At 62.2% G+C, this 13522-nt stretch carries 14 protein-coding genes; 9 read left to right on the top strand and 5 right to left on the bottom strand.

What is annotated here, in order from left to right; translation table 11 throughout:
* Window position 1: 1 nt before the first annotated feature.
* Window positions 2–967, bottom strand: coding sequence for a hydroxyectoine utilization dehydratase EutB (gene eutB / locus AWB76_RS15555; RefSeq protein ID WP_061161017.1), 966 nt, complete (start codon window positions 965–967; stop codon window positions 2–4).
* A gap of 80 nt (window positions 968–1047) precedes the next feature.
* Window positions 1048–2445, bottom strand: a complete 1398-nt coding sequence (ehuR, locus tag AWB76_RS15550; RefSeq protein WP_061161131.1) for a MocR-like ectoine utilization transcription factor EhuR — start codon at window positions 2443–2445, stop codon at window positions 1048–1050.
* Between the two features lie 239 nt (window positions 2446–2684).
* Between ehuR and ehuB the strand changes: the two genes are divergently transcribed.
* The 6 genes from ehuB to AWB76_RS15520 all read left to right on the top strand — a co-directional run bounded on the left by ehuB (window position 2685) and on the right by AWB76_RS15520 (window position 7836).
* A complete protein-coding gene (ehuB, locus tag AWB76_RS15545) occupies window positions 2685–3539 on the top strand; it encodes an ectoine/hydroxyectoine ABC transporter substrate-binding protein EhuB (protein WP_061161016.1) in 855 nt (284 codons plus the stop codon).
* Between the two features lie 51 nt (window positions 3540–3590).
* On the top strand, window positions 3591–4274 hold the full coding sequence (ehuC, locus tag AWB76_RS15540; protein ID WP_208606572.1) for an ectoine/hydroxyectoine ABC transporter permease subunit EhuC: 684 nt from the start codon (window positions 3591–3593) through the stop codon (window positions 4272–4274).
* On the top strand, window positions 4271–4939 hold the full coding sequence (gene ehuD / locus AWB76_RS15535) for an ectoine/hydroxyectoine ABC transporter permease subunit EhuD (protein ID WP_061161014.1): 669 nt from the start codon (window positions 4271–4273) through the stop codon (window positions 4937–4939). Before ehuC ends, ehuD begins: the two co-directional genes overlap by 4 nt.
* Window positions 4936–5790 (top strand): ectoine/hydroxyectoine ABC transporter ATP-binding protein EhuA, encoded by an 855-nt coding sequence (gene ehuA, locus AWB76_RS15530; RefSeq protein ID WP_374729930.1) that lies wholly within the window; start codon window positions 4936–4938, stop codon window positions 5788–5790. Before ehuD ends, ehuA begins: the two co-directional genes overlap by 4 nt.
* Before the next feature lie 85 nt (window positions 5791–5875).
* Window positions 5876–7459, top strand: coding sequence for an FAD-dependent oxidoreductase (locus AWB76_RS15525; RefSeq protein WP_061161013.1), 1584 nt, complete (start codon window positions 5876–5878; stop codon window positions 7457–7459).
* A complete protein-coding gene (locus AWB76_RS15520) occupies window positions 7456–7836 on the top strand; it encodes a DUF3175 domain-containing protein (RefSeq protein WP_061161012.1) in 381 nt (126 codons plus the stop codon). Before AWB76_RS15525 ends, AWB76_RS15520 begins: the two co-directional genes overlap by 4 nt.
* Before the next feature lie 65 nt (window positions 7837–7901).
* Here AWB76_RS15520 and AWB76_RS15515 read toward each other — a convergent pair whose 3' ends face one another.
* Window positions 7902–8084 (bottom strand): hypothetical protein, encoded by a 183-nt coding sequence (locus AWB76_RS15515; protein ID WP_061161011.1) that lies wholly within the window; start codon window positions 8082–8084, stop codon window positions 7902–7904.
* A 225-nt stretch (window positions 8085–8309) separates the two neighbouring features.
* On the opposite strand from AWB76_RS15515, the gene AWB76_RS41605 reads away from it, so the two are divergent.
* The 3 genes from AWB76_RS41605 to AWB76_RS15505 all read left to right on the top strand — a co-directional run bounded on the left by AWB76_RS41605 (window position 8310) and on the right by AWB76_RS15505 (window position 10276).
* Window positions 8310–8477: a hypothetical protein gene (locus AWB76_RS41605; RefSeq protein ID WP_167357757.1), complete on the top strand. Its 168-nt coding sequence runs from the start codon at window positions 8310–8312 to the stop codon at window positions 8475–8477.
* 74 nt (window positions 8478–8551) lie between these two features.
* Entirely contained in the window at window positions 8552–9823 is a 1272-nt protein-coding gene (locus AWB76_RS15510; protein WP_061161129.1) for a PQQ-dependent sugar dehydrogenase, read from the top strand.
* Window positions 9824–10276: a hypothetical protein gene (locus tag AWB76_RS15505; RefSeq protein WP_061161010.1), complete on the top strand. Its 453-nt coding sequence runs from the start codon at window positions 9824–9826 to the stop codon at window positions 10274–10276.
* Window positions 10277–10289: 13 nt separating this feature from the next.
* Here the strand turns inward: AWB76_RS15505 and AWB76_RS15500 are convergent, their stop codons facing one another.
* Both AWB76_RS15500 and nadE read right to left on the bottom strand, forming a co-directional pair.
* The gene (locus AWB76_RS15500) at window positions 10290–12488 is read right to left on the bottom strand and encodes a hybrid sensor histidine kinase/response regulator family protein (protein WP_061161009.1); all 2199 of its coding nucleotides are present in this window, start codon (window positions 12486–12488) and stop codon (window positions 10290–10292) included.
* A gap of 129 nt (window positions 12489–12617) precedes the next feature.
* Window positions 12618–13475, bottom strand: a complete 858-nt coding sequence (nadE, locus tag AWB76_RS15495; protein WP_061161008.1) for an NAD(+) synthase — start codon at window positions 13473–13475, stop codon at window positions 12618–12620.
* Window positions 13476–13522 lie beyond the last annotated feature (47 nt).

Below are 13522 nucleotides of genomic sequence, written 5' to 3'. Positions count from 1 at the left end.
TTCAGGCTGCTCCAATGAGGCGGCGATGCGTTTCGATATCGATGTTGCTGCCGCTCACCACGATGACGATCGGCCCGCGATCCACAGGAATCGCGCCATCGAGCACCGCCGCGATGCCGACCGCCGCCGCGCCTTCGACGACGAGCCGTTCCTCGCGATACGCATGCACGATGCCGCGCGAGATCGATATTTCATCGAGCAGCACGACATCGTCGATGAGATCGCGCGTCATGGTGAACGTATGCCGGTTGTCGAGGCCGATACCGCCGCCGAGCGAATCCGCGAGCGTCTCGAGTTCATCGACGAACACGGGCTTGCCTGCCGCGAGGCTCGCATGCATGGCGGCGCCGCGCTGCATCGACACGCCGATCATCTTCACGCTCGCACGAATGTTCTTCGCAGCGAAAGCGACGCCGCTGAAAAGCCCGCCGCCCGACAAGGGCACGACGATGCTTGCCGCATCGGGCAGCGCTTCGAGAATTTCGAGGCCGATGGTGGCCTGTCCCGCGATCACGCGTTCATCGTCGAAAGGCGGCACGAATGCATAGCCTTCTTCACGCACGAGACGTTGCGCTTCGATTTGCGCATCGTCCTGACTCTTGCCGACGATGACGACACGCGCACCGAGCGCGGCCACCGCATCGACCTTGTTCTTGGGTACGAGCGAGGACATGCACACCGCCGCTTCGATGCCGAGCGCGCGCGCCGCATGCGCAACCGCGCGGCCATGATTGCCCGTCGATGCCGTCACGACACGCTTGCAGCCTTGCTCCGCGATCTGCGCGAGCGCATTGGTCGCGCCGCGCAATTTGAAGCTGCCCGTGGGTTGCAACGTTTCGAGCTTCAGATGTACGGGCACGCCCGCCATGCGCGAAAGCGACTGCGAAAGAACCAGCGGCGTTGCGAGCGCGCGGCCTTCGATGCGCTGGCGGGCGCGGTAGACATCGGCGAGCGTGAGTGCGGACATGTGAGGCTGAGGTGCGTTTGAACGATCGATGCAACTCAGTCTAATGTCCTAAAAAATCGTTTTCGATTGTCCTAGTTCATTTAGTTGAAGTCATGCACGTGCGGGTACTGTCCGAATACTTCGCCCATCGTTTCCACGGCGCCGCGAAACGTGCTCTCGCCGACTTCAGCGCCCACGCACAAGCGCACCGCATTGGGCCGGTCCGCGCCGCGCACGAGAAACGGGTCGGGCGACGTCACCGCGATATTGCGATTGCGCAGTTCGCGCGTGATGCGTTCTGCTTCCCATTCATCGGGCACCCGCAGCCATACCGACAACGCGTTCGGATGACTCCCGAGCACATACTCGCCGAGCACTTCGCGCACTACCGCCTGACGCGCCGCGAGCCGCTCGCGTTGAATCTCCACGAGACGTTGCGCCGTGCCATCCATGATCCAGCGCGCGGTCACTTCCGCAATGGGCGATGTCGCCATCCAGCAACTCACGCGCAACACGCTTTCCGCACGCAACGCGAGACGCCGCGGCACCGTCATGAAGCCGGTGCGCAAGCCGCTCAATACGGACTTCGTCATGCTCGTGCAGTAGAACGCAAGCTCCGGAATGAGACTCGCGATGGGCGTCTGCGTCTTCGCGGGCAGCGCGCCATAGACATCGTCCTCGATCACATACACGCCATAGCGTTCCGCGATGCGCGCAATCGCGCGGCGGCGCGAATCGGGCATCATCGCGACCGTGGGATTGTTCAGCGTCGGCGTGCACACGAGCGCACTCACGCGTTCGCTGTCGCAGACTTCCTCGAAGTGCTCCGGACGAATGCCGTGCTCATCGATTTCCAAGCCTTTGAGCGTAAACCCCAGCACATTCGCCGAGCCGATCACACCGTGATCCGTGAGGCTTTCGCAGAGCACCGTATCGCCCGGCCCGACGATGCTGGCAAGCGCAAGAAAGATGCTATGCGCGACGCCATTGGTGACGAGCAGCGTCTCCACTTTCGCGGGCATGTTGAGCGAAGCGAGCCATTCGACACCGGCTTGTCGATGACTGTCGAAGCCCGCGATGGGCCTGAACGCACGTATCCACGGCTGATCCTCGATGGTCGATAACGTCGCGCAGACCTTGCGCCACATCGCGTCATGCTCGGGCGTATGCACGATGCGCGCGATCGAAAAATCGACAACCGAGCGCTCGGCGGTGTCCAGCATGTAATTGGACATCGTCTCGGTCACGCGCGCGCTGACAAAGCTGCCGCGTCCGACCTCGCAACGAATCAGCCCTTGCCTTTCGAGTTCTTTATAAGCGTTGGTAACGGTCTGCACGCTGATCGCGAGATCGGCCGCTACTTCGCGCTGCGGCGGCAAACGCTCGCCGGATGCGAGCGCGCCGCTTTCTATGTCGGCGGCCATCGCCTTGACGAGCCGTTTGTATTTGGACTGCACGCCCTGCACCGTGCGCACGGCGTCGCGCCATTTTTCATTCACGTCCTGCTCCTCGCATGCCTGGTTCCATGCGCCATAGTGGCCCAAAAGCGCGCGTGAAAATAATTGTCCTAGAGCAATCGGAACAAATATATGGCTTTGTATTCTGCGTCGGTGGCTGCATTGCGAGTCGCTTCAAAGCCCTGCGGAGTAAGGGTTTCCGCTGCCTCTCGCACGTTTCGCCGCTATTGAACGGCCCTGACTCGACCACGCTTGAGAACCACCACTACTACGGGAACGATATGAACACGAAGCGACTGTCTGGAATGCTGGCGGCGGCGTGCGTCGCGGCTGCGAGCCTTGCCGCCTATGCCACGAGCGCAAGCGCGGAAACCACGTTGCAGCGCATTCAGCGCACGGGCGAGGTGCGCATCGGCTATGCGAACGAAACGCCCTTCGCCTATACGACGCCCGATGGCACCGTGACCGGCGAATCGCCCGAGATCGCGAAGAAAGTCTTCGCCAAGCTCGGCGTGAAGAAGGTCGATGCGGTGCTGACCGAATGGGGTGCATTGATTCCGGGCCTGAAGGCCGGCCGCTTCGACGTGATCGCGGCGGGCATGTACATCACGCCCGAGCGTTGCAAGCAAGTGGCGTTCGCCGATCCGCAATATCAGATTCCCGACACGCTGCTGACCATGAAGGGCAATCCAAGGAACCTGCACAGCTATGCCGATGTCGCGAAGCAACCGGACACGAAACTTGCTGTGATGGCAGGTACGGCCGAACTGGGTTACGCGCGTCAGGCAGGCATCAAGGACGACCAGATCCTGCAGGTTCCGGACACCACCGCGCAATTGCAAGCAGTGCGTGCACGCCGCGCCGATGCAGCCGTCGGCACCGCATTGACGATGAAGGGTCTTGCCGAAAAGGGCGGCTCGACCGTCGAGGCGCTCAAGCAGTTCAACGACGATCCGAAGCACACCGGCTATGGCGCGCTCGCGTTCCGCCCCGACGACACCGACCTGCGCGATGCCGTGAACAAGGAACTGCATCAGTGGCTCGGCACCGACGATCATCTGAAGACGGTCGCGCCCTTCGGCTTCGACAAGTCCAATGTGACGACGAAGAAAGCGCCGGAACTGTGCGCCGGCTAAACATCCATGTATAAGCGACGCACAGCGTTCATCCATTAGCGAGGAACCGTCATGAGTGACCTCAATGAGCTTTTGCCCTTGATGATGAAGGGCACGCTCGTCACGATCCAGATCGCCGTCATCAGCATCCTGCTCGCGATCGTCATGGCGGGTGTCGCGACGGCGCTGCGCGCCGCGCCGTATCGCGTCGTGCGCTGGATCGGCAACGTGTATGTCGAAGTGTTTCGCGGCACCTCGCTGCTCGTGCAATTGTTCTGGCTCTTCTTCGTGCTGCCGCTGCCGCCGTTCAACGTGCAACTCACGCCGTTCACGGTCGCTATCGTCGGTCTCGGCTTGCACTATGGCGCGTATGGCTCGGAGATTCTGCGCGGTGCGCTGCGCTCCGTGCCGGGCGGGCAATACGAAGCGGCGCTCGCGCTGAACTTGCCCGCCAGCGCGCGGCTGCGGCGTATCGTGCTGCCGCAGGCGATGATCAACGCACTGCCGCCCGCAACGAACCTGATGATCGAACTGTTGAAAGGCACGTCGCTCGTCTCGCTGATCACGCTTTCGGATCTCACGTTCCGTGCGCGCCAGCTCGACGAATCGACCTTCAAGACAGCGGAGATTTTCGGGCTCACGCTCCTTATCTACTTCGTGCTTGCGCAAGTGATCGTCGCCGTGATGCGCGTGTTCGAGCGGCGCGTGAGCAGTCATGTCGCCATCCGCCGCACTGTTCCGAGGGCTGCATCATGACGTCGCTGGGTCAACTCTTCGATGTGAAATATGCGCTGCATATCCTGCCCGAACTCGTGCGCGCGGCGGCGTATACGATCGGCATCACGCTCGTCGGCTTCGCCATCGCGCTCGTGCTCGGCCTTCTTCTCGCGATCATGCGGCGCAGCGATTTCGCGCCGCTCGCGAAGACCACTGCGCTCTTCATCGAATTCATTCGCAGCACGCCGCTGCTGATTCAGGTGTACGTCCTCTTCTATGTCGCGCCGCTTTACGGCTTCACGATGTCCGCGCTGATGGCCGGCACGCTCGGCATCGCGGTCCATTACGCATGCTATGTGTCCGAGGTGTATCGCGCGGGACTCAATGGCGTCGCGCGCGGGCAATGGGAAGCATCGTGCGCGCTGTCGTTGAAGCCCTGGCGCACTTATACGGGCGTAATTCTGCCGCAGGCGATTCGCCCGGTGATTCCCGCGCTCGGCAACTATCTCGTCGCGATGTTCAAGGACACGCCGGTGCTCTCCGCGATCACTGTCGTCGAACTGATGCAGCAGGCGAAGAACATCGGCTCCGAGACCTTTCGCTATCTCGAACCGATCACGATGACCGGGATCTTCTTTCTCATCATCAGCGTGACGTTCGCTTCGGGCGTGCGTCATCTCGAACGGCGCGTGAGGCTGCCATGACCGCGACTCAATATCAGGAGCAGCAGATGAAACGAGACCTCGACCCGGCGCTTGGCCGTGCGGCCGATGCCAGTGCGAACACGCCGATGGTGCGCTTTCGCAACGTCACCAAGCGCTACGGCGCGCTTACCGTGCTCGACGGCCTCGATCTCGATGTCGCGTCCAACGAGAAGGTGGCGATCATCGGTCCGAGCGGCTCGGGCAAGTCCACGCTGCTGCGTGTCCTGATGACGCTCGACCCGTTGACCGATGGCGTCATCGAAGTGGACGGCCAGCCGCTCACGCACGAAATGCGCGGCGGCAAGCTCGTACCCGCATCGCCGCGACATGTTCGTCAGGTGCGCAGCAAGATCGGCATGGTGTTCCAGAGCTTCAATCTCTTTCCGCACATGACCGCGCTCGCGAATACGATCGAAGCGCCGATGAGCGTGCTCGGCCTCTCAAGGAAGGAAGCGACCGAACGTGCGCGTGAGTTGCTGTCGCTCGTGGGCCTCGCGGAGAAGTGCGAGCACTATCCTTCACAATTGTCGGGCGGACAGCAGCAGCGCGTCGCGATTGCGCGCGCACTCGCCATGCGGCCGAAGATCATGCTGTTCGATGAAGTGACGTCCGCGCTCGATCCCGAACTATGCGGCGAAGTGCTCAACGTGATTCGGCGTCTCGGCGAGGAACACAATCTGACGATGCTGATGGTCACGCATCAGATGGGCTTCGCCAAGGAATTCGCGGATCGCGTGTGCTTCTTCTCGCAAGGCAAGATCATCGAGCAGGCGCCGCCGCAGCAGTTCTTCTCTGCGCCGCAGCATGAGCGCACGCGGCAGTTCCTGCGCGCGGTGACCGAAGCGCTTTGACCAGGCGTTTCATCGCGGTCCGATAATTGCTCCGCGCTCTTCGCATGGCCTGACGCTTCAGATGCTTCAGTCACCGGAGAGTGTGATGTCCCCCACCCAGAAAGTCGCGCGTCTCGCGGATCTGTCCGCCGAGCGCGGCACACGCGTGTGCGTCAAAGGCGAAGGCGAGCACGCGAAGGAAGTCCCCATCCTGCTCGTGCGCGATGGCGAGAACGTGCGCGCCTATACCGCCGAATGTCCGCACGCGGGCGGCCCGCTCGATGAAGGCGCGATCTGCAATGGGCGCATCGTGTGTCCGTGGCACAAGGGCACGTTCGAGGTCAGCGACGGCAGTCTCGTCGAGCCGCCGCCATTGAAAGCCCTGACACGCTATGAAGCGACGATCAGAGACGGCGACGTGTATGTCTCCACGCAGCCCGTCGAGCGCGGCGAGACATCGCAGAAGCGCGCCAATGAAAGCCGGACCATGCTCATCGTCGGCGCGGGCGCGGCGGGAGCGGCCGCATGTTCGGCGTTGCGCGAAGCCGGTTTCGATGGGCGCGTCGTGCTCGTCGGCGATGATGCGCGCGAGCCGTACGATCGCACGTCGCTCAGCAAGTTCACGCTCGCGGGCGATATGCCGCCCGACGATGTTCCCTCTTTGCTCGATGCCGATTTCTTCGCGAAGCACGATATCGAGCGCAACGAATCGCCGGCCGTTCATCTCGACGTGGCCACCCGGCAGGTCGAACTCGCGAGCGGACACAAGATCGATTACGACGCCGCGCTCATCTGCACGGGCGGCGTGCCGAAGCCACTCACGATGCCCGGCGCGAATCTCGACCACGTACACCTCTTGCGCACACGTGACGATGCGCGCGCGATTCTCGCATCGCTCGAAGGACGCAAGCGCGCGGTGATCGTCGGGGCGAGTTTCATCGGGCTCGAAGCGGCTTCATGTCTGAGGAAGCGCGGCGTCGACGTGACCGTGGTTGCGCCGGGCAAAGTGCCGTTCGCGAAGCAGTTCGGGGAGCGCATCGGCGAGATGTTCAAAAAGCTGCACGAGAAAAACGGTGTGACGTTTCATATGAACGCGCATGTCAGCGCATTCAGGGGCGGCAATGTGGTGAGCGAAGTGATCCTCGATTCCGGTGAAAAGATCGCAGCCGATCTTGTGCTGGCCGGCACGGGCGTCGATCCCGCGACGTCGTTTCTGTCGGGCGTCGCGCTCACTGACGACGGCGGCATCAACGTCGATCGTTCCATGCTCGCCGCGCCCGCGCTCTATGCAGCAGGCGATGTCGCGCGCTTTCCGTTGCCGCGCTCGAACCAGACCGTGCGCATCGAGCATTGGCGCGTCGCGCAACAGCATGCACGCGTCGCTGCTTACAACATGGCCGGCAGCGCGCGCACGTACGTGGGCGTGCCCTACTTCTGGACGTACCACTACGAGAAGACCTTCGACTATGTTGGATACGTGCAGGAGCCGGACAACATCGAAATAGACGGCGATCTCGATGCGCAGCATTTCATCGCGTATCTGCTGAAGGATGGACGTGTGGGCGCGGTCGTCGCATGCGAGCATGATGCCGCCATATGCCGCCTCGCCGAAGCGATGCGCGAGCCGCTCACGCTCGACGATGCGCGCCGCATCGCGAACATCGGAAAGAGCGTTGAGGAAAGGCTATGACAACGAGCGCAAAGACAGCGGCAAAAAAGAAGAGCAGCGGCAAGCGGCCCAGCACGCGGCAACGGCATTCACTCGCGAGCGGGCGCAAGAAGCCGGAGCGGTCCGCGCGTCGCTGGTCGCATCACGTGATGGAAACGAGCGATGCAATGGACATTCAACGCGATGTCTTCAAGACCGGCAATGCGCAGGAAATAGCCGATTCGCTCAAACGCTCATCGACACGCAGCACGCGCCGCAAGGGATCGCCGTTTCAATCGGCGATGTCGATGCTCAACTTCTATATCAATCGCGCGGGACGCAATCTGCCGAAGTCTCGCAAAAGTACGCTGGAGCGCGCGAAAAAACGCTTGCGCGAAGCGTTCGGACGCAAGCCGTAAGCGATTCGCGCGCCGATTCGCCGAGACGAAACCGCGCGCGTTGCTTCCTGCTACGTCGAAAAAAATCAAGGTTGACGCTGGCCGCCCTTGTGCTGCGGCAACGGCTGATTCTGCTGTCGTTGACCGCTTTGCTGATCCTGCTGCGGTTGCCCAGGCGACCTTTCCTGCTGACCGTGCTGCTTTTGCGAAGGATTCGCTTGATTGGGCGTCGAAGGCTGATTGCCCGTTTGCTTTTGATTTCCGCTCATGAAGTCCTCCTGGCTATATCGTCGCGCAGAATATCGCGTGACGATCTTGATCGGAGCATCACGCGTACCAGAACGGACATCCGCGTATCAAGCAACCTTCTGCGCTTCGATAAGCGCGGCGTGCGTGCAAAATCTGCCAGACGAGTGCAAGCCTTGCAAAGGTGCGAGGAACGTCGCTTGCTCAGGGTGAAAGCGATTCAAACCGTTCAAACTTCGGAGATGGCCATGTCGCAAGACCCTCCCCTCAATCCCGGCGACGAAGCCGAACCCGGCGTGCCCGGTTCGGGCGAAGATACGTGTCCGGACTGCAATGGCTCGGGCAAACTCGGCGGCGCCGACTGCAAGACCTGCGGCGGCACCGGCAAGGTGACGCAGGGCATCGGCGGCGGCTGAATCGGCCTCTCGCTCAGGAGTCAGGCTTGAATATACATCCGACGTTCCGTGCGTCTACGATCGCGCTCGCGCTGATGGTCGCGAGCGGCGCAGCCACTGCGGACGACTACGCGCAGGACTTCGGCCCGAATCCTGCCTTGCCCGCGCCGCACAAATCGCTGATGCCGACAGTGAACATCGCGCCGGCGAAACCCTGGGGGCAAGATCAGAAGCCAATCGCGCCCGCCGGCTTCGATGTAACTGCGTTCGCCGCGGGCCTCGAACATCCGCGCTGGCTCGCGACGCTGCCCAATGGCGATGTGCTCGTCGCCGAAAGCAATGCGCCTGCGCAGCACGATGAAAACGCCGGCCTCAAAGGCTTCGTGATGAAGAAGGTGATGAAGCGCGCGGGCGCGGGCGTGGCTAGCCCGGATCGCATCGTGCTGCTGCGCGATGCCGATGGCGACGGCATCGCCGAAACGCGCACTGTGTTCATCGACAAGCTGCATTCGCCCTTCGGCATGGCGCTCGTCGGCGACGATCTCTACGTTGCGGATACCGACGCGATTCTGCGCTTCAAATACGAAACCGGCGCGACGCAGATCACGACGCCCGGCGAGAAGTTCGTGGACCTGCCTGCGGGTGACATCAACCATCACTGGACCAAGAACATCATCGCGAGCCGCGATGGCAAGAAGCTGTATGTGACGATCGGCTCGAACAGCAACGCGGCGGAAAACGGCATCGGTGCAGAGAACGGCCGCGCGGCGATCATGGAAGTGGATATCGAATCGAAACAATCGCGCCTCTTTGCAACAGGTCTGCGCAACCCGAACGGCATGTCATGGCAGCCGCAAAGCGGCGTGCTATGGACCGTCGTGAACGAGCGCGACGAACTCGGTAACGACCTCGTGCCGGACTATCTGACATCGGTGAAGGATGGCGCGTTCTATGGCTGGCCGTACAGCTATTACGGCCAGCATGTCGATGAGCGCGTGAAGCCGCAGCGTGCGGATCTCGTGCAAACCGCAGTCGCGCCGGACTATGCGATCGGCGCGCATACCGCTTCGCTCGGACTCGCGTTTTACGATGCCGACGCGTTTCCGGAACACTATCGCAATGGCGCGTTCATCGGTCAGCATGGATCGTGGAATCGCAAGCCGAGAAGCGGTTACAAGGTCATCTTCGTGCCCTTCGAGAACGGCAAGCCTTCCGGTCCGCCCGAAGATATTCTGACGGGCTTTCTGTCGTCGGATGGCCATGCGCTCGGGCGTCCCGTTGGCGTTGCGATCGATGGCAAAGGCGCGTTGCTCGTCGCCGATGATGTCGGCAATACAGTGTGGCGGGTCGCGCCCGCCGCGAAGTGAATGGCCGCGAGGAAACCCCGAAACCGCGCGCAGAGCCTCTTCGCGCTCATGGAAAGGCAGATCGTCGGCCTTTACGATGCAGGCGTGATGTCGCCAGCCGTGCTGCATCACGTCGTCGCGGCTTACGCGGCTAGCGACATCGACTGGTATGAGGAAGGCGCGCTGCACACCGTCGATGGACATACGGTGCATGAAGCCGTCGTGCTCGTGATGATGCCGGGACGCGCGCTGAAGAATGCGCGCAAGGATTTCCTATCCGTGGTCGAGCATCTCGCGGGCAACATCGAGTCTCAGGCCGATGACGAAGAAACAGAAGCCGAGGACGATGCAGACTTGCTGACGCAACTATCGCCGCCTTCGAAGACGCGAGCCGCGAAGAAGAACGCACAAACAGCGCAGCCGAAGCGCGCGGGGTTCAACCCGCTCGTCGGCGCGCGTGCCGTTAAAGGCTAGCCATGCTTCGCGATCAATGCGCGACGCCGGGCGCAATCAGCTTCAGCAGATCGTCCATATCGAAAGGCTTCGCGAGAATCGGCACGCCGAGATGTTTCGCGCGTTCGAGTTCGTCGGCATAGCCTGTCATCAGCATGAGCTTCTGCGAAGGCAGACGCGCCATGATCTGCTCCGCGAGATCGATGCCGTTCATGCGGCCCGGCATCTGCACGTCGGACAGCACGAGATCGAAGCCGTAGCCCTCGCCCAATAGCGCGAATGCCGCATCCGCGCTTTCCTCGTGATGCACCGCGCAGCCGAGGACTTCGAGCACCGCCGTCACGCCCGCAGCAACGTCCGCGTTGTCTTCCACGAGCAGCACCGAAGTGCCGCGCAACGGCTCGTCCTCTTCCTCATCCGGCGGAGGCGCGATGACCGGCACCGCGACATCGGGCGGCATATAGGCTTTCGATTCCTTCGGCACCGGCCCATGATGGCGCGGCAAATAGAGACGCACGGTCGTCCCCGAGCCGGGCACGCTCGTGATGCGCGCCGTGCCGCCCGCCTGTTCGCATGCGGCCAGCACCTGTGTGAGACCGAGGCCCGTGCCCGCGCCGTGCTGCTTCGTCGTGAAAAGCGGCTCGAATGCGCGGCGTCGCACGTGCTCGGTCATGCCTTCTCCGTTGTCCGTGATCGATACGAGCACGTATTCGCCATCGGGAATATCCGTTTCCGCGCCGCGCACGCGCGCATTCTGACAGCGGATCAGCACGCGCCCGCCGTGTGGCATCGCATCGCTCGCATTCATCGCGACATTCACGAGCGCGAGCTCCAGTTCGACCGGATCGGCCATCACGTTCCAGAGATCGGGCGACAGCTCCAGCGTCACCATCACCGACGGATGCACCGATTTCTTCACGAGATCGAGCACACTGCGCAGCCAGTCGGCGGGATCGACGAGTTCCTGTTTCAGCGGCTGTTTGCGCGCGACGCTCATCAATCGCCGGGCGAGCGATTCCGCGCCCGCCGTGGCGCGCTCCACCGCGAGCACTTCACTTTCGACATCGTTGAAGCGCTTGCGCCGCGCAAGCTCCATGTTCGAGCCGACCACCATCAGCAGATTGTTGAAGTCGTGCGCGACGTTCGCGACGAGATTGCCGAGCGCGCCCATGCGCCGCCATTGCCGGCTCGATGCCTCGATGGACAAACGCGTCGCGACTTCAGCCTGCCAGCGCTCCCATGCGGCCTGTTCGGCGTCGAGCCTTCGAATCGAAAAGAGGATCAGCAGCCACACCGCGATGCAAGGCACGAGCGCGATCGTCGCGACGAGCATGAGGTTGTTGCGCCAGCGTGCGTCGACCGCGGAAACGGCATAACCCGTCGACACATAGAGCGGATAATCGCCTACGCGCCTGAAGGCGAGCAGCCGGTCGACGTGATCGACGCTCGAGCGCATGCGTAGGCTGCCGTAAAGCTCGTTGTTGCGGAATGCGCTGGTAAAAGGCGTGTTCGTTGCAGGCTGCGTGCTGTCCATGCTTGCCGGAAAGCGCGCGAGAATATTGCCGTCGCGGCGATAAAGCCCGATGACGACCGCGCTATCACCCGCCGCGAGCTCGCGATAGAAGTCGGTGAGATAGCTGCGCTTCAACGCGATCGACACGACGCCCATAAACCGCCCGTTCTGGCCGATGCGACCCATCGTCGTCGTGAATACGTCCGAGCGCGTCACCTTGCCGCGCAATGGCAGCGAGAAGTACGTAACGGGTGCGACCGCACGCGCGGATTGAAAGTCGTCGCGATCCTCGATCGAGACGGAAGGCGCGGGAAACCAGCGGCTATTCGCGAGCAACGCGCCCTTCTCGCCGAACACCGATATCGCCGCAATTTGCGCGAGCGTGCCGCTCATGTCGTCGAGCGTGCGATGCAGCCCTTCTTCGCGGCTTTTGATGAGCGCGTCGTCGGTGTCGCCGAGCAGATCGACGATACGCGTCTCCAATTGCTGATTCAGATCGATCACTTTAAGTGCGTGCTCGTTGGCGACGCGCGTAAGGCGCTCGGTCAGTTCACGCGCATCGGCAAAGCGGCGCTGATGATCGTAATAGCCGTAGATGCAAAGGCACGTGATCGGAATCACGATCGATGCGCCCAATACGACCAGCAGCATCCTTCGCATCGAGGCGAAGTTGCGCGCGGGCAGCGGCAGATCGAATGTCGCGGTCTCTGTGGAGTCCAAGCGTCGCGTCTCCGAAGAAGTCGACCGGTATATCGTAACCGGCGCGTCGTCGGAGCGATATGACGAATAAGAACGGCGTTCTCTTTTAACGCGGCGAGCACGTCAGTGGCCGCCGGCTTTCATTCTTATTCAGCGAAGCGCATGCCTGGGCCAGTCGTCATAGGGCGTGATCGGCAGGACGCGCTTGTGATGGGTCGCGTCATAAAAGCGATAGATGGTCGAATAGACTTCATCGGAGACGCGCTTGCCTTCGAGAAAATCGTCGATGTCCTCGTAGCCGATGCCGTAGCTGTCTTCGTCGGGCTTCATCGGCGTGAGCGTTTCCAGGTCGGCAGTCGGCACCTTGCTTGCGATTTCGTCGCTCGCACCGAGCGATGCCGCGAGCGCGCGCACGCGGCGCTTGTTCAGGCCGTAAAGCGGCAGCACGTCGGCGGCGCCATCGCCGAACTTGGTGAAGAAGCCCATCAGCGATTCGGCCGCATGGTCGGTGCCGATCACGACGCCCGAGTGCGCCGCGGCCACCGCATATTGCGCGATCATCCGCTGGCGCGCCTTGATGTTGCCGAGCACGAAGTCCTCGTGCTTTTCATCGCGATACAGCACACCCGATGCCGCGAGCGACTCGCGCATGGCGTCCGCAGCGGGCTTCACGTTGACGGTGAGCGTTTCATCGGGGCGAATGAACGCGAGCGCGCGTTGCGCATCGGCTTCGTCGTGCTGCTCGCCATAGGGAAGACGCATCGCGATGAAGCGCGCATCGACGCCACGCGCGCGCAGACACTCGACCGCGAGTTGCGCAAGGCGCCCTGCCGTCGACGAATCCACGCCGCCGCTGATGCCGAGCACATAGCGCTTGAGCTTCTGCGCCTCGAGATAATCGGCGAGGAACGCGATGCGGCGTTCGCGATCCGTGCCGATATCGAAGACCGGCGCAACCTTCAATTCTTCGATGATGCCGGGCTGGCGCGACGCGTGATCGTTCGACATCGTGAGTGCTCGCGTGGCTTGAGGAAATCGTTACCCTACAGCAAAGC

This window comes from Caballeronia temeraria (assembly GCF_001544795.2).
GTDB lineage: Bacteria > Pseudomonadota > Gammaproteobacteria > Burkholderiales > Burkholderiaceae > Caballeronia > Caballeronia temeraria.
This window is presented reverse-complemented; position numbering and strand designations above follow the sequence as displayed.